Annotated in this window: 18 protein-coding genes and 1 pseudogene; 4 read left to right on the forward strand and 15 right to left on the reverse strand. The window is 72.0% G+C overall.

All coding sequences use genetic code 11. The features are described from left to right. Positions 1 to 290 precede the first annotated feature (290 nt). The 7 genes and pseudogenes from O7605_RS17450 to O7605_RS17480 form a co-directional block, all read right to left on the reverse strand. A complete protein-coding gene (locus tag O7605_RS17450) occupies positions 291 to 755 on the reverse strand; it encodes a DUF4442 domain-containing protein (protein WP_164446391.1) in 465 nt (154 codons plus the stop codon). A 56-nt stretch (positions 756 to 811) separates the two neighbouring features. Further along, positions 812 to 2113: an ABC transporter ATP-binding protein gene (locus O7605_RS17455; protein WP_164446392.1), complete on the reverse strand. Its 1302-nt coding sequence runs from the start codon at positions 2111 to 2113 to the stop codon at positions 812 to 814. Positions 2114 to 2258: 145 nt separating this feature from the next. Beyond that, a complete protein-coding gene (locus tag O7605_RS17460) occupies positions 2259 to 4448 on the reverse strand; it encodes a bifunctional glycosyltransferase/CDP-glycerol:glycerophosphate glycerophosphotransferase (protein WP_269740166.1) in 2190 nt (729 codons plus the stop codon). A gap of 15 nt (positions 4449 to 4463) precedes the next feature. Next, positions 4464 to 6575 carry a DUF5941 domain-containing protein gene (locus O7605_RS17465; RefSeq protein ID WP_443083938.1) on the reverse strand — a complete coding sequence of 704 codons (2112 nt, stop codon included), beginning with the start codon at positions 6573 to 6575 and terminating at the stop codon, positions 4464 to 4466. Beyond that, positions 6572 to 7177, reverse strand: a pseudogene (locus tag O7605_RS17470) (ABC transporter ATP-binding protein); the annotation flags it as partial. The gene O7605_RS17465 and the pseudogene O7605_RS17470, both read right to left, overlap by 4 nt. A 140-nt stretch (positions 7178 to 7317) precedes the next feature. Further along, positions 7318 to 8145: an ABC transporter permease gene (locus tag O7605_RS17475; RefSeq protein ID WP_269740168.1), complete on the reverse strand. Its 828-nt coding sequence runs from the start codon at positions 8143 to 8145 to the stop codon at positions 7318 to 7320. A gap of 64 nt (positions 8146 to 8209) precedes the next feature. After that, positions 8210 to 9652: an L-serine ammonia-lyase gene (locus O7605_RS17480; protein ID WP_269740169.1), complete on the reverse strand. Its 1443-nt coding sequence runs from the start codon at positions 9650 to 9652 to the stop codon at positions 8210 to 8212. Between the two features lie 448 nt (positions 9653 to 10100). On the opposite strand from O7605_RS17480, the gene O7605_RS17485 reads away from it, so the two are divergent. Then, on the forward strand, positions 10101 to 10307 hold the full coding sequence (locus O7605_RS17485) for a PspC domain-containing protein (RefSeq protein WP_164446398.1): 207 nt from the start codon (positions 10101 to 10103) through the stop codon (positions 10305 to 10307). A gap of 159 nt (positions 10308 to 10466) precedes the next feature. Here O7605_RS17485 and O7605_RS17490 read toward each other — a convergent pair whose 3' ends face one another. The 7 genes from O7605_RS17490 to pdxH form a co-directional block, all read right to left on the reverse strand. Further along, a complete protein-coding gene (locus O7605_RS17490) occupies positions 10467 to 11219 on the reverse strand; it encodes a DUF4230 domain-containing protein (RefSeq protein ID WP_269740170.1) in 753 nt (250 codons plus the stop codon). A 98-nt stretch (positions 11220 to 11317) separates the two neighbouring features. Next, entirely contained in the window at positions 11318 to 12478 is a 1161-nt protein-coding gene (locus O7605_RS17495; protein WP_269740171.1) for an acyl-CoA dehydrogenase family protein, read from the reverse strand. Further along, on the reverse strand, positions 12475 to 12780 hold the full coding sequence (locus O7605_RS17500) for a type II toxin-antitoxin system VapB family antitoxin (protein ID WP_093404142.1): 306 nt from the start codon (positions 12778 to 12780) through the stop codon (positions 12475 to 12477). The genes O7605_RS17495 and O7605_RS17500 overlap by 4 nt, the downstream gene beginning before the upstream one ends. A 188-nt stretch (positions 12781 to 12968) precedes the next feature. Beyond that, positions 12969 to 13571, reverse strand: a complete 603-nt coding sequence (locus tag O7605_RS17505) for a nitroreductase family protein (RefSeq protein ID WP_269740172.1) — start codon at positions 13569 to 13571, stop codon at positions 12969 to 12971. A gap of 40 nt (positions 13572 to 13611) precedes the next feature. Continuing rightward, positions 13612 to 14541 carry an aldose 1-epimerase family protein gene (locus tag O7605_RS17510; RefSeq protein ID WP_269740173.1) on the reverse strand — a complete coding sequence of 310 codons (930 nt, stop codon included), beginning with the start codon at positions 14539 to 14541 and terminating at the stop codon, positions 13612 to 13614. Between the two features lie 11 nt (positions 14542 to 14552). Then, positions 14553 to 15893: an MFS transporter gene (locus O7605_RS17515; RefSeq protein ID WP_269740174.1), complete on the reverse strand. Its 1341-nt coding sequence runs from the start codon at positions 15891 to 15893 to the stop codon at positions 14553 to 14555. Continuing rightward, positions 15890 to 16543 (reverse strand): pyridoxamine 5'-phosphate oxidase, encoded by a 654-nt coding sequence (pdxH, locus tag O7605_RS17520; protein WP_269740175.1) that lies wholly within the window; start codon positions 16541 to 16543, stop codon positions 15890 to 15892. The genes O7605_RS17515 and pdxH overlap by 4 nt, the downstream gene beginning before the upstream one ends. 254 nt (positions 16544 to 16797) lie before the next feature. Between pdxH and O7605_RS17525 the strand changes: the two genes are divergently transcribed. From O7605_RS17525 to sepH, 3 genes are all read left to right on the forward strand, one after another. Further along, entirely contained in the window at positions 16798 to 17904 is a 1107-nt protein-coding gene (locus O7605_RS17525; RefSeq protein ID WP_093404137.1) for a citrate synthase 2, read from the forward strand. Between the two features lie 275 nt (positions 17905 to 18179). Next, complete coding sequence (gene serC / locus O7605_RS17530) at positions 18180 to 19307, forward strand: phosphoserine transaminase (protein ID WP_269740176.1); 1128 nt, start codon at positions 18180 to 18182, stop codon at positions 19305 to 19307. 298 nt (positions 19308 to 19605) lie between these two features. Beyond that, the gene (gene sepH, locus O7605_RS17535) at positions 19606 to 20688 is read left to right on the forward strand and encodes a septation protein SepH (RefSeq protein ID WP_269740177.1); all 1083 of its coding nucleotides are present in this window, start codon (positions 19606 to 19608) and stop codon (positions 20686 to 20688) included. A 142-nt stretch (positions 20689 to 20830) separates the two neighbouring features. On the opposite strand, the gene thpR is transcribed toward sepH, so the two are convergent. Next, positions 20831 to 21433 carry an RNA 2',3'-cyclic phosphodiesterase gene (gene thpR, locus O7605_RS17540; protein ID WP_269740178.1) on the reverse strand — a complete coding sequence of 201 codons (603 nt, stop codon included), beginning with the start codon at positions 21431 to 21433 and terminating at the stop codon, positions 20831 to 20833. Positions 21434 to 21445 lie beyond the last annotated feature (12 nt).

Here is a 21445-nt window from a genome sequence, read left to right on the forward strand (position 1 = left end):
GACCACCGTGCCCGGGTAGGTGTGACCGGTGAAGTTGGCCCAGGTGAGCGGCGCGCAGGCAGGTGCCCGAGCGATGCGCAACCGGCACTGGGTTGCTCCCGTGCTGGCCGTGCTCAGCGCGTTTGCCCCCGCGCTGCGGCGATATGAGTCATTCCAACACGCTTGGGCCCCATCCGGCAACATCGACGACCCTCGACGGTCTCGGCGCGGGCAGGCCCCAGCTTGCGGCATGTCGGGCAATCCTCGGGACAGCAGGGCCCGACATGCCGCATGTCGGGCCAGCTTGGGGGTCAGTTCGGGCGCAGGGTCCAGATGACGGTCATCTCCGAGGTCGGCTTGCCCTCCTCGGTGGCGATCTCCACGCGTACCGGAAACTCGGGTCGCTCGCCGGCCTCCAACTCCGCGACCACCTCGGCCGGCGCGCGGCCGAGCCGCGCCGTCGCCCGCACCGGGCCCAGGGCGAGCTTGCGGTACGCGATCTCCGCCCGCACCGCCAGCGGCGTGGCCCGGTCGAGCAGGTGACCGAAGGCGGCGAGCACCACCGCACCGGAGGCGGTCTCCCCGAGGGTGAACATGGCCCCGGCGTGCGGGCCACCGATGTGGTTGTGGGTGGCCGGCGAGTCGGGCAGCCGGACCACCGCCCGGACCGAACCCTCCGCCTCCGGGGCCACCTCGACGAATTCGAAGCCGAGCGTACGGGCGAAGGGCACCGCCTCGAGCATGCCGGCCGCCACCTGCCGCGAGTCGATAGTCATGCCGCCAAGCTACCCGCCAGTAACTTCGTCAGGCAAGGAGCGAACCGTGGCAGGGGTCAGCGCCAGCCGACGTCGATGCGGTCGCCGCGCTCGTCGAAGAAGTGCAGGGCGTCCATGCGTACCTGGACCGCGAGCGGGTGGCCGGCGGTGACGGCAGGGTACGGGGCGAGCCGGACCGCGAGTTCGGCCGGGCGGCGGTGGTGCCGGCCCGGGTCGTGCAGCACGCTGGTCCGGGTGCCGTTGGTCGCTGGTGTCGTCGACTCGCTGGCCCGGCCGGTGATCCGCTGCATCACCTGGCCGAACCGGCGCAGGCCGCGCTGGCCGGGCGGCGCGTCCGCGTCCCCCGGGGCGCCGATGTCGTCCACCATGATGGCGGTCGCGCCGATGTCGAGGAAGGCGAGCGACTCGTGGCCGTGGTGTTCCAGGTAGCGGATCCGACCCTGGAGCACGTCACCGGGGGTGTCCGGGGCGACCGGGGTGAGCGCCTCGGCTCGCATCCCGACCACGATCCGCTCGCCGTGGTAGTGCGCCACGGCCCGACTGCGGATGTCGTCCCAGGGCAGGTAGAGCGCCTGTTCCCCGAGCGTCAGGGTGACGTAACGATCGAGGTGGACGTAGACCGACGCCTCCAGCAGGTTCATCCGAGGGCTGCCCAGGAACGCGGCCACGTAGAGGGTCGCCGGCCGGCCGTACACCTGGGTCGGGGTGCCCACGTCCTGGAGCACACCCTTGCGCATGATGGCGACGCGGTCGGCCATGGTCAGCGCCTCGGCCTGGTCGTGCGTCACGTAGACGGTGGTGACCCCCAGCTCGCGGGTCAGCCCGGAGATCTCCGCCCGCAGCTCCGCGCGCAACCCGCTGTCCAGGTTGGACAGCGGCTCGTCCATCAGGAACAGCCCCGGCCGGCGGACGATCGCCCGGCCCATCGCGACCCGCTGCCGCTGGCCACCGGAGAGCTGGCTGGGACGTCGGGCCAGCACGTCACCGATGCCCAGTGCGCTGGCCACGTCGGTGACCCGCTCGCCGCGCGGGGTCGGCTCGACCCCGGCCAGCTTGAGCGGGAAGGCGATGTTGTCGTTGACGCTCATGTGCGGGTAGAGCGCGAAGTCCTGGAAGACCATGGCGATCTTCCGCTCCCGGGGCGGCAGGTCGTTGGCCAGTTCCCCGTTGAGCATCACCGCGCCGGAGGTCGGGTCCTCCAGGCCCGCGACCATCCGCAGCACCGTCGACTTCCCACAGCCGGACGGCCCGAGCAGCACCATGAACTCACCGTCCTTCACGTCCAGGTTGATGCTGTCGACCGCGACCGTGCCGTCGCGGAAAACCTTCGTGACGTCCTTGAGTGCGACGGTGGTCACCGTCTCCTCCCCACCTCGTCCACGGAATCCCGAATGACTGTGGCCAGGATCATGCGGATGGCACATCGGGTAAACGTGCCATGTTTGAATCGTGACAGACCTATTACGTTCCATCGATTAGCGGCGATTGTGCGGAACTTCCAACTCAGGCCGGGTTCTCCCCGAGGAACACCCGGCGCACCACCCGCTCGGCGGCGCGCCCGTCCTCCAGGGCGCAGAACCGCTCCCGGAAGCGGGCCCGGGCCCGCTCGGCGTCGGGTGCGCGCAGCGCACCCGAGCGGAACACGTCGAGCAGCTCGGTGAAGGTCCGGGCCACCGGTCCGGGCGGCTCGGCGACGATGTCCAGGTAGACGCCCCGGGTCAACCGGTAGGCGTCCCAGTCGGGCGCGTAGAGGACGATCGGCCGGTCCAGGACGGCGTAGTCGAACATCGCCGACGAGTAGTCGGTGACCAGCACGTCGGCGGCGAGGTACAGGTCCTCGACCCGGGGATGGGCACTGACGTCCAGGACGCGACCACGGGCCGCCGCAGGCGGTCGTTGCCGGTTCCGGTCCTGGAAGTAGTGACTGCGCATCAGCAGCAGGCCGGCGGGGCCGAGCGCGTCCAGGAAGCGCTCCGGGTCGAACGGCGGCCGGTACCGGGGCAGATGCTCCCGGTGGGTGGGCGCGTACAACACGACCTGCTCACCGAGGCCGGCGTCGAACTCCGCGCGCAGCCGCAGCACCTCCTCGGCGGTCGCGGTGACCAGCCGGTCGTTGCGCGGGTAGCCCACCTCCAGTGTGGTGTACCCGGCCGGATAGGCGCGTTCCCACATCTGGGTGGAGAAGCTGTTCGAGGTGACGCTGTAGTCCCACCGGTCCACCCGGCGCAGCAGGCCGGCGAAGTCCATCCCGCCCGCGCCCAGCGGATAGCGCTGCTGGTCCAGCCCCATCACCTTGACCGGGGTGCCGTGGTGGGTCTGCACGTGCACCGTGCCGGGTCGCTTGCGTACCGAGTCCGGGAAGTTGACGTTGTTTATCAGCCATCGGGCCCGCGCCAGCGTCCGGTGGTACGCGGGCGTGCCCGCGACCACGTACTCCACCCCCTCGGGCAGGGTGTGCACTCGGTCCCGCCGGACGATCCACACGCCGCGGACCTGCGGTGCCAGCCGGCGGGCCGCTTCGTAGATCGCGGCGGGATTGCAGGCGTAGCCGCGGTACCAGTAGGCGGCATAGACGGCCAGGTTGTCCTCGACCGGCCGGCGTCGCTCGGCCCGCTGGTACTGGCGCAGCGCCGCGTCGCGGGCCCGCCGCACGCCGAGCCGGGCTGGTGGCAGCACCCGTCGGCGGGTCCGGCCGGCCAGCCGGCGGGCGGCTTCCCCCGCTCGGCTCGCGGCTCGCAACGCGCTGAACGTACGCCACTGACCGGCCGCCACCAGCCGGTGCTTGAGCCCTTCGACCCCGCTCGGCACCCGGTGCCCGTCGAGCGGTCGGAACCGGGCGTGCTCGATGGCGACCCGGGCGAAGAAGGTCGGCCGCAGCTCCGGCCCGATCCGGTCGCCGTTGCCGAGCACCACCAGGTAGTGCCACATCATCCGCTCGAAGATCGCCGGCCGCAGCTGCTCGGCACCGAACCGGTCGAGTTCCCGGAACACCCGGTGCCACTGCTCGAACACGTCGAAGTGACGCTCGCCGCGGGTTCTCGTGATCGCCCCCGCCCGCCGCTGCCGGTAGTTCAGGCAGACCTGGTCCAGCACGCCGATCCGGTCGGCGGCCAGCAGCACCGGATAGCTGAACGAGACGTCCTCGTACCAGCCGGGTGCGAAGCGCAGCCCCACGTCGGCCAGGAACCGCCGGCGGACCAGCCGATTCCACGCGGTGTGCAGCAGGTTCACCGTCTCCGGCCGCTCGACCAGCCGGAACGTCACCGGCCCCGGCGGTACGGGGAAGACCTCGGCCATCGCGCTGCGGGTCACCGTGTCGTCCCAGTGCGCGCGTACGTGGTCGACCAGCAGCACGTCCGGCCGGGTCTGACGCAGTCGGGCGGCCACCTCGACCAGGCAGTCCGCCGCCAGCCAGTCGTCGCCGTCGACGAACCAGACGTATTCGCCGGTGGCCCGGTCCAGCCCGACGTTGCGCGCCGGTCCCAGCCCGACGTTGCGCTCCAGTCGTACGGCGGTCACCCGCTCGTCGCGTTCGGCGTACTCGGCGAGGATGTCACCGCTGCCGTCGGGCGAGCAGTCGTCGATCCCGATCACCTCGATGTCGGCGACCGGTTGGGCGAGGATCGAGTCCAGGCATTCCCGCAGGTAGCCCTGCACCCGATAGGCCGGGACGACGAAGCTGACAAGCGTCATCGTCCCGGCCCCTCCTCAGTGCGTCGCGCGACCTCCGGCACCCGCCGGCACCCGCGTGGCCCGGGCCGGCCGGACGAACCAGGCCAGCACCACGCTCGCCACGAAGAGCACCAGAAGGTAAGAACCGAGTGTAGTCAGACCAATACTCACGATTCCGGCGATCGTCGCCACTGCCAGCACCACCGATCGCCCCTCCCAGCCCAGGGTGGCCGCGTGCAGCGGCGGCGCCGGTTGCCGTTTCTCCAGCCGGGCGACCAGATCGTAGTGGTGCAGGGTGAGCACGAAGAGGTACCCGAAGATCAGCCAGAGGGGTGCTCCGCCGATCAGCCCGACCGCGATGGCGAACAGGAACTCGGCCGCCCGCAGCGCCGCCGGCACCAGCCAGTCCAGCGGCCCGTTGTGTGCCGCCCGCGCCCCGGCCGCGCCGACCAGCAGCACCACCAGCGCCACCGGCACCGCGACCGACGACACCGCCGGCAGGGCCGTCCACCGCCACCAGTCCGCCGAATCGATCTCCCCGGCCGCGTCGCCGGCCCCGAACAGGTCCACGGCCGGCGCCGGCAGGCGGAGCACCAGCCCGAGCAGGAGCAGGATCGCCGCGCCGAGCGCCGCCACCACCGCGAGCGCCAGCGGCCCCGGCCGCCGCAGCACCGGTAGCCGGGCGGCCAGCGGACCGTCGTCGCGGTGCAGGGTCGCGTCCAGCGTGTCCAGCACCGGCACCCACATCCAGCGGGCCCGCAGCGTACGCAGCCCACCGGTGTACGCGAACGCCAGCGCGCCCCAGGTCAGCACCGCCAACAGCGCGATCCGCTGGTCGAAGAGCGCCACCGCCAGCGAGATCAACGCCCACCGCTCCCCGATCGGGAAGACCACCGTGCGCTTGAGCCAGTACGACAACGAGCCGGTGTCCGCCTGCACCCGGGTCGACGCCGCGTTCAGCCGGTCGCCGATGCCACCGCCACCGCCACCGACGCTCTTCGGCCGGCGCGCCGCCTCGTCGTGCAGCACGCCGTACCACGCGTCGGTCAGGTGCCGCACGGTCTGCATGGTCATCGCGGCGATCGCGAGGGCCCAGCCGTACCGGAACCCGGCCTGGGTCGCGCCGAGGCCGAGCCCGGCGTAGACGAGGTACTCCTTCGCCCGGTCGGCCATGGTGTCCAGCCAGCCGCCCCAGGCGCTGAAGTTGCGGGTGTACCGCGCCAGCTGACCGTCCACGCAGTCCAGCACGAACCCGAGGTAGAGCAGCACCGCGCCGACCACCAGCAGCGGCCGGCCACCGGCGGCGAAGAGCGCCGCCGCGGCCACCGCGAAGGCCACCGACACCATGGTCACCGCCGTCGGGCTCAACCCCAACCGGGCACAGACCTTCGTGACGTACGGCGACCAGGTGCTGACGAAGTAGGTGGTGAAGAAGTCGTCCTTCTCCTTCACCGACAGCCGCAGCTCGGCCCGGTCCTCGTCGACGGCGGCCACCGCCGCCTCCGCCCGGCTCAGGCCGGCGGCCTCGTCGACCCGGTGCGCGACGAGCAGGCGTACCCGGTGCGCGAAGACCAGCGCACCCTGCCCGGTGAGGGCGGCGAAGAGCCGGTCCACGGCGGGCCCGGCCGGCGCGTCCGGCCGGTCGACCGGCCGGGCCGGTTCGAACAGGTCGACTGGGACGGCTCCGGCCGGTAGCCGACCGGCGGCAACCGCACGGGCGGCGGCCACCAGCGCGGGCACGTCCTCCCGGCCCACCCGGACCGCGCCGCCGAACGTGCCGGTGGCCGCGCCTCCCACCAACTGCTCGGCGCGGCCCGCCTCGACCACCTGACCGCGCTCCTCGCGCAGCACCGTCCGACCCTCGGTGGGCGGATCGGTGAGCACCAGCGCCACGGTCGGCCCGACCGGGCTGGTCAGCAGGTGCCGCAGGACGGCCGTGTGCGCGACCAGGTCGGCCCCGCTGACCACCACCGGGCCGTCGGCCGAGCCCGCCAGATCGGCCAGCTCGTCGAGGTCCGCGACCACCCGTACCTCGCTCGCGCCGGCCCGGCGCCACTGGCTGGCCAGCCGGTCACCAATCGTCTCGCCGGTACCGGTCGGCAGGCTCGCGGCCGGTGATGCGGCGGCGAGCACGATCGCGAGGGTCACCGGGGAACCGCGTCGTGGTACGCGGCCAGCGCCTCGGCGATCGTGCCGTCGACGCTCAGCCGGCCCGCGTCGAGGAAGAGCCCCCGACGGCAGAACCGGGTCAGATCCTTTTCGTTGTGTGACACCAGCACCAGAGTGCGCCCCTCCCCGAGCAGACGGTCGATGGTCGTGTAGCACTTCTTGCGGAACTCGGCGTCGCCGACCGCCGTCACCTCGTCCATCAGCAGGATCGGGTGCGGCAGGTGCGAGATGATCGCGAAACCGAGCCGCACCTTCATCCCGGACGAGTAGTGCCGCACCGAGGTGTCGATGGCGCGTTCCACCTGCTCACCGGCGAATGAGACGATCTCGTCGAAGTGCCGTTTCAGGTAGCCCGACGACAGCCCGTGCAGGCCGCCGACCAGGTACAGGTTCTCCCGCCCGGTCAGGTCGTTGGAGAAACCGGCGGAGAGTTCCAGCAACGGCGCGACGTCGCCCGAGACCCGGATCCGTCCCTCGTCGGGGATCAGCACCCCGGCGATCAGCCGGAGCAGGGTGCTCTTGCCGGTGCCGTTGCGGCCGATCACCCCGACGGTCTCCCCCGGCGTGATTGAGAAGGAGACGTCGCGCAGCGGCCAGAACCGGCCGTCGGAGGCACCCCGCGTACCCCGGTGGATGAACAGCTCCCGCAGTCGCAGCTGCCGGCGGCGGTTGCGGACGAACCGGATGCCGAGGCCCTCCGCCTCGATGATCGGCTCACCCATCAGAGTTCCTTGAGCACAGCGGGTTCGAGCCGGCGGAACGCCCACCAGCCGGCCACGAGCAGCAGCAGGCTGGTGCCGATGGTGGTGGCGAGCAACCGGGCACCCGGGAACTCGTCCGGGTACCACACCGCGTGGTGCAGCTGGAAGATGCCGACCAGAGGGTTGAGTTCGTAGCTCACCCGGAGCCAGCCCGGCAAGCCGGAGTCGCGGACCAGGCTCAGCGGGTAGATGATCGGCGTGGCGTAGAAGAGCACCCGGATGACCAGGCGCATGAACCGCTCCACGTCGCGCATCAGCACGTTGAACGCGGACAGCAGCAACGCCAGCCCGATCAGCAGGATCGCCTGCACCAGCACCGCGAGCGGCAGGGCGAGCAGCGACCAGCCCGGTTCGATCCGGCCCTGTACCGCGTACCAGATCGCGATGGCGACGAGGATCGGCAGGCCGGCGGCGTACTCTGCGAAGCGGCCGACCACCCGGCCGATCGGGAAGACCTGCCGCGGCACGTTCATCGTGGTGATCAGCCGGGCCTGGCCGGTGAGCGCGTGGGTGGCCTCACTCAACGCCGAGCTGGTCCACATCCAGGCGAAGATCCCGGTGATCAGGAACAGCGGGTACGACCCGGCGGCCTCGCCGAGATGCCGGTTGGTGTCGCGGGAGTAGAGCACGCCGAAGACGAACCAGTAGATCGCGCCCATGCCCAGCGGCTCGATCAACGACCAGAGGTAGCCCAGCACCGACTGCTGGTACTTCACCGCGAGGTCGCGCCGGACCAGGATGCGCAGCGAGCCGCGGTGCGACCACAACGCCCCGACGCCAGAGGTCACCGCCGCCTCCCGCCTGCTGAACGGACGACAGGTTAGCAGCCGGTGAACGCCGCCCGACGAGCACTCAGCACTCGATCACGTTGACGGCCAGGCCACCGCGCGCCGTCTCCTTGTACTTGATTTTCATGTCGGCACCGGTCTCCCGCATGGTCTTGATGACCTTGTCGAGTGAGACGGCGTGCACGCCGTCCCCGCGCAGCGCGAGCCGGGCGGCGGTGATCGCCTTGATGCTAGCCACCGCGTTGCGCTCGATGCACGGGATCTGCACCAGGCCACCGACCGGGTCGCAGGTCAGGCCCAGGTTGTGCTCCATGCCGATCTCGGCGGCGTTCTCCACCTGGGCCGGCGTGCCGCCGAGCGCCTCGGCCAGGCCGGCGGCGGCCATCGAGCAGGCCGAACCGACCTCGCCCTGGCAACCCACCTCCGCGCCGGAGATCGACGCGTTCTCCTTGAACAGCACCCCGATGGCACCGGCCGCCAGCAGGAACCGCACCACCCCCTCGTCGGAGGCACCCGGCGCGAACCGCGTGTAGTAGTGCAGCACCGCCGGGATGATCCCGGCCGCCCCGTTGGTCGGCGCGGTCACCACCCGACCACCGGCCGCGTTCTCCTCGTTGACCGCCAACGCGAACAGCGTCACCCAGTCCATCACGTGCAACGGGTCCGCACCGGCGCCGGCTACCGGGCCGGCGAGCACCCCACCGGTCAGCGGCGCGGCGGCGGGCGCCTCGGCGGTCGGGGCGGTGGCGTCGGCCTCCAGGCTGCGCCGGAGTTCGGCGGCGCGGCGGCGCACCTTCAGGCCACCGGGCAGGGTGCCGTCCCGGGTGCAGCCGCGCTCGACGCACTCCCGCATCACCCGCCAGATGTCCAGCAACCCGGCCCGGACGTCCGCCTCGGCCCGCCGGGACAACTCGTTGGCGAGCATGATCTCGCTGATGGACAGCCCGGTCGCGGCGGTCACGTCGAGCAGCTCCGCGCCGGTGAGGAACGGGTACCGGACCGGCGTGCTGTCCGGCTTGATCCGGTCCGCCCCGGCCGCCGCCTCGTCCACCACGAACCCGCCACCCACCGAGTAGTAGGTACGCGTCCGCACCTCGGCGCCGCCCGCGTCGTACGCCGAGAAGATCATCCCGTTCGGGTGGTACGGCAACGACCGGCGACGGTGCAGCGTCAGGTCCCGTTCCGGGTCAAAGTCGATCTCGTGCGTACCCAGCAGGGGCAGCCGGTGCTCCGCCCGGATCCGGCCGACCCGCCCCTCGACGCTGTCCGTGTCGACCGTCTCGGGCGCCTCGCCAGCCAGGCCGAGCAGCACCGCCCGGTCGCTGCCGTGCCCGTGCCCGGTGGCGCCGAGGGAACCGAACAACTCGGCCCGTACCCGGGCGGTGTCGGTGAGCAGACCGTCGGCCTTGAGTCCGGCGACGAAGGTACGCGCCGCCCGCATCGGCCCCACCGTGTGCGAGCTGGACGGCCCGATACCCACACTGAACAGGTCGAACACGCTGATCATTACTGTGCCTTCTCGCCGTCGCCGGGGTTACCGGTCAGCGGCCGGTCGTGGTCGGCCCCGTGCTGCGGGAGCCGACCCGGTCGTGGCCGGTCTCCGGTGCGGTCCGGCCCTGGAGACGCCCGGGTGGGGGCGCCCGACCAGCGAGCCTACTACCCGGTCCGCGACCATGACCGACCTGCGCGCTGTCGAGCTGACGGCGCAGACGAATCACCCCCCGTGACGACGCGGACGGTTCGACGCGACAGCGTCCGCCGGAGTGAATCTGCTCCACCCTCGGCGTCGCAGCCACCCCTGATCCCGACGGGAGGCGTCGCGTGGATCCCACGCGGGTAAGCACCTACGGGTCAGCGGGGTGGCCTTCCTCCTCCCGACCGAGGGCAGGGCGGCCATCCGTCCCTAGCGTTGACTTCAGCAGCGGCGGAACGCCGCAGAGGGGAAGTGACAAGAAATGAGCCGCAAACTCGTCCGGCCCCGCCAGGGGCGCATGCTCGCTGGCGTCTGCGCCGGCCTGGCCCGCCGGTTCGGCACCTCGGCCGGGATGATCAGGCTGCTGTTCCTGCTGTCGCTACTGCTGCCGGGCACCCAGGTGATCGTCTACCTGGCGCTCTGGATCATCATGCCCAACGAGGACCGCCACCTGGCCACCAGCCACTGACCCCCACCCACACACCCCCGCCCACCCACACCCCACCCCCGTGCCGTCGCGCCGTCATCGAGAGCGCAACTTCAGGGTTGTTGCTGTATCCGGCGCGCGGCAGGCGACAACAACCATGAAGTTGCTGCCGCCTGGCGGCGCACGGCGGGGTGGGGGTGGTCAGGGGGCGATGTAGGTGACGGTGACCTGTTCGAAGCCGAGCGAGCGGAGCAGCCCCTCCAGCATCTTGCGGGTGTTCTCCTCGGCGCGGGCGTTCAGGCCGCTGTCCCGGGCCGCCGCGGTGATCCGGTCCTCGGCCAGCCGGTAGACCTCCTGCTGCCGGTTCGGGTCACCGCCGATCAGGTCACCGACGCGGTTGAGCAGGCCGCGCTCCTCCGCGAAGACGTAGCTCTTCTCCAGATCGAGGTTGGTCTCGGCGAGTTGCGGTGCCGGCAGCTTGATCTCGACCGACTTGCCGTCGGCCGACTGCACGATCGCCCCCTCGGTGAGGGTGGTGAAGTCGACGTACGCCTCGACGCTGCCCGACCCGACGAACAAGGTCCGCTGGTTGAGCAGCCAGTCCGGCACGTTACGCCGGTCGTTCTGCAGGTCGACCACGACCTGGAAGTTGCCCTCGGCGGCCACGTAGCGGCTGAGGTCCTGCATCGACTCCAGCAGCGCGGGCTGGGTGCGGTCGGTCTGCTCCTTGGCGAACGGGTTGCGGAACTCGGGCAGGATCCCGGTGGTCTGCACGCCGAGCAGCACCACCACCGCGAGCGCCGCGGCGCCGAGCACCCAGAGCAGGGCGCGGACCGCTCCGCCGCCCGAGCGGGGAGCCGGCGGTGGTGTGTCCGCGTCGTCCGTGAGCACATCGCCCGACCGGTGGTCGGTAAACCTGCTGGTGGGCTCGTTGATGTCGCCGTCGCGTGCCATCGCCCTCACCGTCCTCGTCAGACGCCGTCTCTGGTGATGACGGTAAGCCCAACCTACGACAGCCGCTCGCCGAGCCCGTCAGATGAACCGGGCCAGGTTCAGGCGAACGCCGACACGCCGGTGAGCCGCTGCCCGATGACCAGCTGATGGATCTCCGAGGTGCCCTCGTAGGTCAGCACGCTCTCCAGGTTGTTGGCGTGCCGCAGCACCGGATAGTCCCCGGAGACCCCGTTGGCGCCGAGAATGGTCCGGCACTGCCGGGCGATCGCCAGCGCCTCCCGTACGTTGTTCAGCTTGCCGACGCTCACCTGCTCCGGGCGCAGTTTTCCGCCGTCGGCCAGCCGGCCGAGCTGAAGCGCCAGCAGGTAGCCCTTGTTCCACTCGACCGCCATGTCGGCGAGCTTCGCCTGGGTCAGCTGGAAACCGGCCAGCGGCCGACCGAACTGGGTACGGGTCGTCGCGTACGTCAGGGCGGTCTCCAGGCAGTCGCGGGCCGCGCCGAGCGCGCCCCACACGATGCCGTGCCGGGCCTCCGTGAGGCAGCTCAGCGGCGCTTTCAGTCCGGTCGCGTCGGGTAACCGCGCGTCCGCCGGCAGCCGCACGCCATCGAGGGAGATCTCCCCGGTCGACGAGGCGCGCAGCGACATCTTCCGGGTGATCTCCCGCGCCGTCACTCCCGGGGTGTCCATCGGTACGACGAAACCCCGCACGCCGGCATCGGTGCGTGCCCAGATCACCGCCACGTCGGCGATCGGCGCGTTGGTGATCCACATCTTGCTGCCGTCGAGCACCCAGTCGTCGCCGTCGCGGCGTGCCCGGGTGGCCATCGAGGCCGGGTCGGAGCCGTGATCGGGCTCGGTCAGCCCGAACGAGCCAATCGCCTCGCCGGCCGCCATCGCCGGCAGCCAGCGCTGCTTCTGCTCCTCGCTGCCGTAGCGCCAGATCGCGTACATGGCCAGCGAACCCTGCACCGAGACCAGCGACCGGACACCCGAGTCACCGGCCTCCAGTTCCAGACAGGCCAACCCGTACGCGACGGCCGTCGAGCCGGCGCAGCCGTACCCGGTCAGGTGCATGCCGAGCAGGCCGAGCTTGCCGAACTCGCGGGCCAGTTCGCGGGCCGGCACCTGGCCGGCCTCGTACCAGCCGGCGACGTGCGGACGGACCAGATCGTCGACCACCCGGCGCACGACGGCGCGGATCTGTCGCTCCTCCTCGGTCAGCGACCCATCCAGGTCGAGCAGGTCGACGGGGGTCACTCGACCGCCTCGGCGAGCACGAACACCCGGGCGTGGATCTGGTTGCGCTGCTGCAGCGCGGCACGCAGTGCCCGGTGCAGGCCGTCCTCCAGGTAGAGACCGCCGTTCCACTGCACGACGTGCGGAAACAGGTCACCGTAGAAGGTGGAGTCCTCGGCGAGGAGCTTGTCCAACGCCAGCTCGCGCTTGGTGGTGATGAGCTGGTCCAGGCGCAGTGGGCGGGGCGGAATCTCCGCCCACTGCTTGAGGGTCAGGTTGTGTTCCGGATAGGGACGCCCGTCCCGGACCGCTCTGAAGATCACGACGGACGCTCCCCTCCCCCGGCCGGGCCGGTACCGCGACACCGGGCCGGGTCGCGGTACGGCGCCGCGACCTGCGGCGCCGATGACCGTGCCAGCGTAGCCGGACCCCGCACCCCACGTTCTGTTCCCTGATGCCAGTTTCGCGACCGGTCGTCCGGTTCTCAACCGGACGAAACCACCGCTTCGGGTCAGCTCCACCGCCCCCGTCGGACGACCTCGTCCACCGGACGGCGTCCCCGACGCAGCGACGGTGACCGGTGGTCGGCCGCCCGATAACCGACAGTGAGGGCACCGATCGGGTGGTACGCCTCCGGCACACCGAACGCCTCCCGGTAGGACTCCAGTCGCTGCGGTGGGATGCCGAAGAAACAGGAACCCAGCCCCTCGTCCACGGCGGTGAGCATCATCAGCAGTGCGGCGAAGCCGGTGTCGACGAACCAGTAGGGCACCGGCCAACGATCAGTCGACCGGTCCGCCCAGCCCTTGTCGGGTTCCGCGTACCGCTCCAGGTAGACCGAGCGGTTGGCGTGCGGCACCACGATCAGCGGGGCCCGGCGCATCCCGGTCAGCCAGCGCTGCATCCCACCGCCCTCCGGGGTGCTGGCCGTCCAGAACCGCTCCCGGTCCTCCGGCGACTCCAGCACCAGGAAGCCCCAGCCCTGCGAGAACCCGGCCGACGGGGCGCGCACCGCGTGCTCCAGCAGCCGTTCCAGCACCTCCGGCGGGACCGGCCGGTCCGGGTCGTAGTTGCGCACCATCCGGCGTCGCCGGACCACCTCCGCGAACTCCACGCCGCACTCCTCACTTGCCCGCCCGGTCGACGACCGGACGTCAGACGCCGGGCCGGATGCCCCAGCTGCCGCGCCAGGTGTCGCCCGGTGCCAGGGTGATGAGATCCCGGCCCGACCGGAACGCGTCCGGCGGGCAGGTCATCGGCTCCACCGCCACTGACCGGCGGAACCGCTCGCCGGTCAGGGTGTCACCGGTGAAGACCTGCCACCAGCCGAACTGGTCGTCGGCCCAGATCCGCAGCCCGACCTCGGGGTCCGGCCCGGTCAGCGTCACCGAGGAGCCACCGTCGTCGTCCCGGTTCACCTGCCCGAAGGCGAGGTCCAGGACCGCGTCACCGATGCGCCGCGGCTCGGTGTAGTCGTACTCGGTGCCGGCCACCACGGCCGCGCCGACCGGCAGCAGCCGACCGTCCAGCAGCAGCCGGGTCCGACCGGGTACGCGCAGGGCGATGTCCTCCACGGACACCCCCGGCAGTCGCAGGTAGGGGTGCACCGAGAAACCGAAGGGCACCGCCTCGGTGCCGACGTTCGTGACCTCGTGCTCGGCGCGCAGCCCGTCGGCGCCCACGCTCCACCTGGTACGCAGCCGCAGCGGCCACGGATACCCGGGCTGCGGCAGCAGGTCGTAGCCGACCGTGACCTCGTCGGGTTTCTGCTCGATCAGGTGCCACGACGCCCAGTTCACCAGGCCGTGGATGGCGTTGTGCCGCTCCGGCTCGGTCAGGTTCAGCTGCCGGGACTGCCCGCCGAAGGTGTAGACGCCGTCGCGGATCCGGTTCGGCCAGGGTGCGAGCACCTGCCCCGCCGAGCCCGGGCACACCTCGTCGGTGGCGTACCCGTCGAGGTGCTCGACCCCGTCCTGGCGGTAGGCGCGGAGCCCGCCGCCCACCTCGACGATGACCGCCTCGTGACCGGCGGCCGAGATGCTCCACTGGGCTCCCGACAGGGGAAGCGGATCGCGGCTGTCCATGTCGCCAGACCCTAGCCGCCGGCGCCGTTGTCCGCTCGCCGCGGTCGGCGGCCGGCGTCGGGCTCGTGCCCGCCGTCCCCGGTCGGCGGCCGGTAGCGGGTCAGCGCCGGGAATGCCACGGCGAGCAGCACCGCGAGCACCGCCGCCGTGACCCCGCCGCCGACCCAGGCCACCCCACCGCCGAACCCGGCCGCCATCGCACCGGCCCGCAGGTCACCCAGGCGCGGACCACCGGCCACCACCACGGTGTTGACGCCCTGGAGTCGGCCGCGCATCCGGTCCGGCGCGTAGACCAGCAGCATCGACTGCCGTACCACCGAGCTGACCAGGTCGGCGGCGCCAGCCAGGATCAACAGCACGACCACCAGCCAGAGTTGACCGGCCAGTCCGGCCAACGCCACCGCGACGCCCCAGCCGACCACGGCCAGCACCAGCACCAGACCCTGCCGGCGGACCTGGCCGATCCAACCCGACACCAGGCCGGCGAGCAGCGAGCCGATCGCGATGGAGCTGTAGAGCCAGCCCACCGCCGCGCCACCACCGAACCGTTCGGTCGCCACCTCGGGAAACAGCGCCCGAGGGAAGGCGAACACCATCGCGATCAGGTCGATGGCGAAGGAGAGCAGCAGCACCGGACTGGCGGCCAGGTACCGGACGCCGTCGACGATGCTGCGCAGCCCCGCCTGCCGGGGCCCGCCGTCCGGGTCGGGTTCCGGCGGCATGGCCGGCAGCCGCAGAGCCGCCCAGACCAGGGCGGCGAGCAGCGTCGCGTCCACCGCGTACGCGACCGGCAGCGCCACCCCGAGATCCCAGATCGCCAGGATCAGGCCGGCGGCCAGCGGTCCGAGGACCGCGGTCGCCATCGCGGTGGTGAAGTTCAACGTGGTGGCCGCCGGCACCAGTTCGGCCGGCACCAGCCGGGCCACCAGCGCACCACGGGCTGGCCCGGAGATCGCAAACGCCACCGAACTCAGCGCCACCAGAGCGAGCAGCAGGATCGGGCTGCCGATGTCGAGCAGCGCCTGGGCCAGCAGCCCCAGCACCGCCACCCAGAGCAGGACGGAGCCGCCCAACAGCACCCGCCGCCGGTCGATGGCGTCGGCGACCGCGCCACCCCAGAGCCCGAAGACCAGCAGCGGTACGAAGGCGGCGATGCCGAGCAGACCGACCCAGAGGGAATCCTGGGTCAGCGCGTACATCTCCACCGGCACCGCGACGGCGGTGAACTGGAAACCGAACATCGCGATGGCGTTGCCGAGCCAGAGCCGCCGGTACGCCGGCACCCGCAGCGGGCGTAGGTCGATCGCCCAGCGGCGCTGCTCACGCGGCCGGTCGGTGCTGCTGACCGTCACGGTGCCAGCCGCTCCACGACCCAGCCCGCCTCGGTACGCCGGAACCGCAGCCGGTCGTGCAGCCGGCTGGCCCGGCCCTGCCAGAACTCCACCGAGTCCGGGCGCACCCGCAGCCCGCCCCAGTGCGGCGGCGCGGGGATCGGGTCCACCTCGGCGAAGCGCTCCGCCGCCGCCAGGTACGCGTCGTCAAGAGCGGCCCGGTCCGGCAGCACCGACGACTGGGCGCTGGCCCAGGCGCCGAGCTGCGAACCACGCGGCCGGCTGGCGAAGTACGCCTCCGTCTCGGCCCGGTCGAGTCGTTCCACCGGACCGGCGACGATCACCTGCCGCTGCATCGGAAACCAGGGAAAGAGCAGGCTGGCATACGGGTTGGCGGCCACCTCGGCGCCCTTGCGGGAACCGTAGTTGGTGAACAGCACGAAACCCGCCGGGTCGTACCCCTTGAGCAGCACCGTCCGGGCGCTCGGCCGCCCGGCGGCGTCGGCGGTGCCGAACACCATGGCGTTCGGCTCCGGCAGTTCGGCGGCGACCGCGTCGGCGAACCACCTGTCGAACTGGGCGTGCCAGTCAGCGGCCAGTCCGCTCTCCGTCAGGCCGGACTCGGCGGCGTACTCGTGCCGCATCCCGGCCGGCACCGGTGTGTCCCCCATCACGCTCCCGCTCCTCCCCCGTGGGACCGGTACGCACCCGGCGACCAGCCCGTCCGGCCCAGTCTTGTCGATGCCGGATGGGGCCCGGCAAGCGGGATGTCGCCAGCAGCACATTGACAGCGTCTCGCGCACCCGGCCCCCAGCAGGCAAGATGTCACGAACACATCCCTGAGGGTCGCCTAAGGCGCTCACCCGGCCGGGGCCGGGGCACCGAGCCCGGGCGGGCGCACCGACCACACACCAGGAGTAGTGAGATGGCCGATTTCAAACCCGGACTTGAGGGCGTCGTGGCCTTCGAAACCGAGATCGCCGAGCCCGACCGCGAGGGCGGTGCGCTGCGCTATCGCGGGGTCGACATCGAGGACCTGATCGGCCAGGTCTCCTTCGGCAACGTCTGGGCGCTGCTCGTCGACGGTCGCTTCGGCCCGGGCCTGCCGCCGGCCGAGCCGTTCCCGGTGCCGGTGCACTCCGGCGACATCCGGGTCGACGTGCAGTCCGCCGTCGCCATGCTCGCTCCCTACTGGGGTTTGCAGCAGCTGCTGGACATCTCCGACGAGCAGGCCCGCGAGGACCTCGCCCGGGTTTCGGTCACCGCACTCTCCTTCGTCGCCCAGTCGGCTCGCGGCCTCGGCCTGCCCGCGGTCCCGCAGAAGGAGATCGACAAGGCGGAGACGGTCGTCGAGCGCTTCATGAAGCGGTGGCGCGGGGAGCCCGACCCTCGACACGTCAAGGCCGTCGACGCGTACTTCATCTCGGCCGCCGAGCACGGCCTGAACGCCTCCACCTTCACCGCCCGGATCGTCGCCTCCACCGGGGCCGACGCCGCCGCCTGCATCTCCTCGGGCATCGGCGCGCTCTCCGGCCCGTTGCACGGCGGCGCGCCGTCGCGGGTGCTGACCATGCTGGAGGCGGTCGAGCGCAGCGGCGACGCGGAGGGCTACGTCAAGGGGGTGCTCGACCGGGGTGAACGGCTGATGGGCTTCGGCCACCGGGTCTACCGGGCCGAGGATCCACGCGCCCGGGTGCTCCGCCGCACCGCCCGGGAGCTGGGTGCCCCGCGCTTCGAGGTCGCCGAGGCCCTGGAGAAGGCGGCCCTCGCCGAGTTGCAGGCCCGCCGGCCGGACCGGGTGCTCGCCACGAACGTCGAGTTCTGGTCCGCCGTGGTGCTCGACTTCGCCGAGGTACCGGCGCACATGTTCACCTCCATGTTCACCTGTGCCCGGATGGGCGGTTGGAGTGCGCACATCCTGGAGCAGAAGAAGCTCCAGCGGCTGGTCCGTCCCTCGGCCCGCTACGTCGGCCCCGGCACCCGCAAGCCGCACGAGGTCGACGGCTGGGACGCCGTCCCGCACGACGTCTGATCTGCCGCGACAGGGCCCCTCCGCCGGATGGTGGAGGGGCCCTTTTCCGACTCGCTCAGGCAGCAGGCCAGGTCAGGTGGCTGTGGCGGACGCCTCATGGTTCAGGATGGGACCAGCGCCCGGACCGGCGGCGACGGGTGCGAGGATGAAGTCCGGCAGCGCTGCCGGACGGGCTCCGACCCGGCAACGCCGTGCGACCGTGCACGCGTCCGCCGTCGGTCCACGCCCATTCTGCTCACCCGGGCCCCGACCCATGCGGAAGGATCTTGAACACCGTGGCTGACGCACCGACCATCCGGATTCCCGACGAGATCAAGCCCGCCGACGGCCGATTCGGCTGCGGGCCGTCCAAGGTCCGTCCGGCGGCGGTCTCCGCGCTCGCCGAGGTGACCACCAGCTACCTGGGCACCTCGCACCGGCAGAAGACCGTCCGCGACCAGGTGGCCCGGTTGCGCTCCGGCATCGCCCAGTTCTTCTCCCTCCCCGAGGGCTACGAGGTGATCATCGGCAACGGTGGCACCACCGCCTTCTGGGAGGTCGCCGCGTTCGGCCTTATCCGCGACCGCGCGCAGTTCGCCAGCTTCGGCGAGTTCGGCGCGAAGTTCGCCAAGGCCGTCAAGGACGCGCCGTTCCTCGGTGAGCCCACGGTCCGCAAGTCGGACGCGGGCAGCGCCCCGGCCCTGGTCGCCGAGGCGGGCGTGGACGTCTACGCCACCCCGCACAACGAGACCTCCACCGGCGTGGCGGTGCCGATCGGCCGGGTGGCCGGCGCGGACCCCGGCTCCCTGCTGCTGGTCGACGCCACCTCCGGTGCCGGTGGGCTGGAGGTCAACGTGGGCGAGACCGACGTGTACTACTTCGCCCCGCAGAAGTGCTTCGGCTCCGACGGCGGGCTCTGGCTGGCCCTGATGTCACCGGCCGCGCTTGAGCGGGCCGCCGAGGTCAAGGCCTCGGGGCGGTACATTCCGGCCTTCCTCGACCTGGTCACCGCGATCGACAACTCGCGGCTGGAGCAGACCTACAACACTCCGGCGCTGGCGACCATCTTCCTGGCCGCGGAGCAGACCGACTGGATGAACTCCCAGGGCGGTCTGGCCTGGGCGGCCAAGCGCACCGCCGAGAGCGCCGCGATCGTGTACGGCTGGGCCGAGCGCTCGTCCGTCGCCACGCCGTTCGTCACCGACCCGGCACTGCGTTCCAACGTGGTCGCCACCATCGACTTCGCCGACGGGGTGGATGCCGGTGCGATCGCCAAGGCGCTGCGCGCCAACGGCATCGTCGACACCGAGCCGTACCGCAAGCTGGGCCGCAACCAGCTGCGGGTGGCACTCTTCCCGGCCGTCGAGCCGGCCGACGTCGAGGCGCTCACCGCGTCCATCGACTACGTCGTCGAACGGCTGTAGGACCGCCGACCCGGCCTCGCCACTGGCCCGGCACCCCGATCGGGGTGCCGGGCCCGCGCCGTGGGATGCCTCGGTCGGCCTCCGGCACCCGACTGATTCCGCACCACTTCGGACCGGGCATCACAGCACTGTCCGCCGTCGACAGCTGACCCGTCACACAGCGGCGGAGCAGGCGGATCCGCCGCTTGTCCGGGCGTGGCGTCTCCCGCCCGGGGACGGATGGGCGTACCGTGGAGCGCAACGCCCCGGGTGGCCGGCTCGTGGCGTACGGCCAGCGAAGCGGGACGGAGGCAACGCGATGCGCCCAGTACGCTTCGTCGCCCTCTCCGAGGACGGCCAGGCCCTGGTGCTCGCCGACGAGGTCGGGCGACTGCTCGCCCTGCCGTTGGACGAGCGTATCGCCGGAGCGCTGCACGCCGAGCCGGGCACGCCCACGCTCGCGGTGGCACCGGCCGCCGCCGACCCGGTGCCTTCGCTGTCTCCTCGGGACATCCAGGCCCGGATCCGCTCCGGTGAGTCCGCCGAGGACGTCGCCCGGATCGCCGGCGTCCCGGTCGATCGGGTGCTCCGCTACGCCGGGCCGGTGCTCCAGGAGCGCGCGATGCTCGCCCAGCACGCCCGGCGCACCCGGCTCAAGGGTGCCGAGAAGCCGACGCCACTGGCCGAGGTGGTCAACGGTCGGCTCGCCCAGCACGGGATCGACACCGAAAAGATCTCCTGGGACGCCTGGCGTCGCGACGACGGCACCTGGCGGATCGTCGCGACCTGGCCGTCCGGCAAGGCCACCGCCCAGGCGGTCTGGGATCTGGACAAGACCCGGCAGTCGGTAGCCCCGCACGACGACATGGCGCAATACCTGTGCGCCGAGCGCCCGACGCCGATCCTGGGCCAGGAGCCGGCACCGGAGCGGGGCGGCCACGCCCTGCCCGGCCCGTCGCGCGGCGAGCCGAGTCGCGGTGGACACGGGCTGCCCTCGCCCGCCGAGTCGGGTCGCGCGGGTCGTGACCCGATCCGCGCCGGCCGCGACGCGCTGCTCGCCTCCCTCGACCGGCCACTCGGTTCGACCACGGGCCGTGGGCTCGAACCGCGCACACCGGCCGCGCTCGCGGGCGGTCCGGACACGCAACGCCAGCGGGCGGTTGGCGGGGGCGCCGCGGCGCTGCTCGGCGGGGGTCAGGGCTCGGCTTTCGACGACGACGCGGACGCGCCCAAGGAGGTTCCGGCCGTGCCCTCGTTGGCGGTGCTGCGTCCACGCCGGACCAACGCGCCGGCCGCTGGTGCCACCGAGTCCGGCGAGGCCGGCGGCAAGCCGCGCAAGCGGCTGCCCAGTTGGGACGACGTCCTCTTCGGCACCGGCCCGGCGGCCCGCGAGTCCTCCTGACCCACCCGCACCGCACGCCGCGCCTCGCCGCACCTCCGTCGCCACGCCGATCTTGCACTTTCTGTCGGGACATCAGTCTGATAACGGACGTTTTAGCGACCAGAAGTGCAAGATCGGCGAGAGTCAGCGGGGCGTGCCGGGTTCAGAGGGGCCAGGCGGCGAGACGGTGGTAGCGCGACGGGGGTCCGGGCCGGCTCTGCACCAGCACCAGTTCCTCGGCCGGCCAGGGCGGGCCGAGGTAGTCGTGGAGGGTTGCCAGGTCCGCCTCGATGTCGGCGGGTGACAGCCGGTCACCCGGACGGGCGATGGTCAGGTGCGGCCGGAACGGCCTCTCGTCGCCGGGAAACCCGGCGGCAGTCAGTGCGGTCCGGACGGCACCGGCCAACGCTCCCAGACGGTTGACGTCGCCGTGCACGTCGACCCAGAGCACGGTGCTGCGGCCCCAGCCGAATCGACCACCGCCGCCCAGCCGCAGCACCGCCGGACCGTTGCACCCGGCGGGCGCCTCCGCCGCAGCACCACCGTGGGCAGCCTGCACGGCGCGTGGGAGTAGCTGCCGCAGCTCGGCCAGCCGTACGGGATCGACCTCGCCGAGGAAGGCGAGCGTCAGATGGGCCGTGGCCGGGTCGACCAGCCGGACGTTCGTGCCGACGGCCGAGGCCGCCGCCAGGCGCAACCCGGCCAACCGGGGGCTCAGGTGCGCGATGGCCTCGACCGGTGGGTAGATCGCGATGAAGAGCCGCACCTGTCACAGGAT

The organism is Verrucosispora sp. WMMA2121 (assembly GCF_027460185.1).
GTDB classification, from domain to species: Bacteria; Actinomycetota; Actinomycetes; order Mycobacteriales; family Micromonosporaceae; genus Micromonospora; species Micromonospora palythoicola.

What these genes read in the sequence shown, in the direction of transcription:
- O7605_RS17510 (WP_269740173.1), bottom strand. Translation starts at nt 14,541, where the DNA reads ATGGACAGCCGCGATCCGCTTCCCCTGTCGGGAGCCCAGTGGAGCATC.
- pdxH (WP_269740175.1), bottom strand. Translation starts at nt 16,543, where the DNA reads ATGGGGGACACACCGGTGCCGGCCGGGATGCGGCACGAGTACGCCGCC.
- O7605_RS17480 (WP_269740169.1), bottom strand. Translation starts at nt 9,652, where the DNA reads ATGATCAGCGTGTTCGACCTGTTCAGTGTGGGTATCGGGCCGTCCAGC.
- sepH (WP_269740177.1), top strand. Translation starts at nt 19,606, where the DNA reads ATGCGCCCAGTACGCTTCGTCGCCCTCTCCGAGGACGGCCAGGCCCTG.
- O7605_RS17525 (WP_093404137.1), top strand. Translation starts at nt 16,798, where the DNA reads ATGGCCGATTTCAAACCCGGACTTGAGGGCGTCGTGGCCTTCGAAACC.
- O7605_RS17460 (WP_269740166.1), bottom strand. Translation starts at nt 4,448, where the DNA reads ATGACGCTTGTCAGCTTCGTCGTCCCGGCCTATCGGGTGCAGGGCTAC.
- O7605_RS17450 (WP_164446391.1), bottom strand. Translation starts at nt 755, where the DNA reads ATGACTATCGACTCGCGGCAGGTGGCGGCCGGCATGCTCGAGGCGGTG.
- O7605_RS17485 (WP_164446398.1), top strand. Translation starts at nt 10,101, where the DNA reads ATGAGCCGCAAACTCGTCCGGCCCCGCCAGGGGCGCATGCTCGCTGGC.
- O7605_RS17490 (WP_269740170.1), bottom strand. Translation starts at nt 11,219, where the DNA reads ATGGCACGCGACGGCGACATCAACGAGCCCACCAGCAGGTTTACCGAC.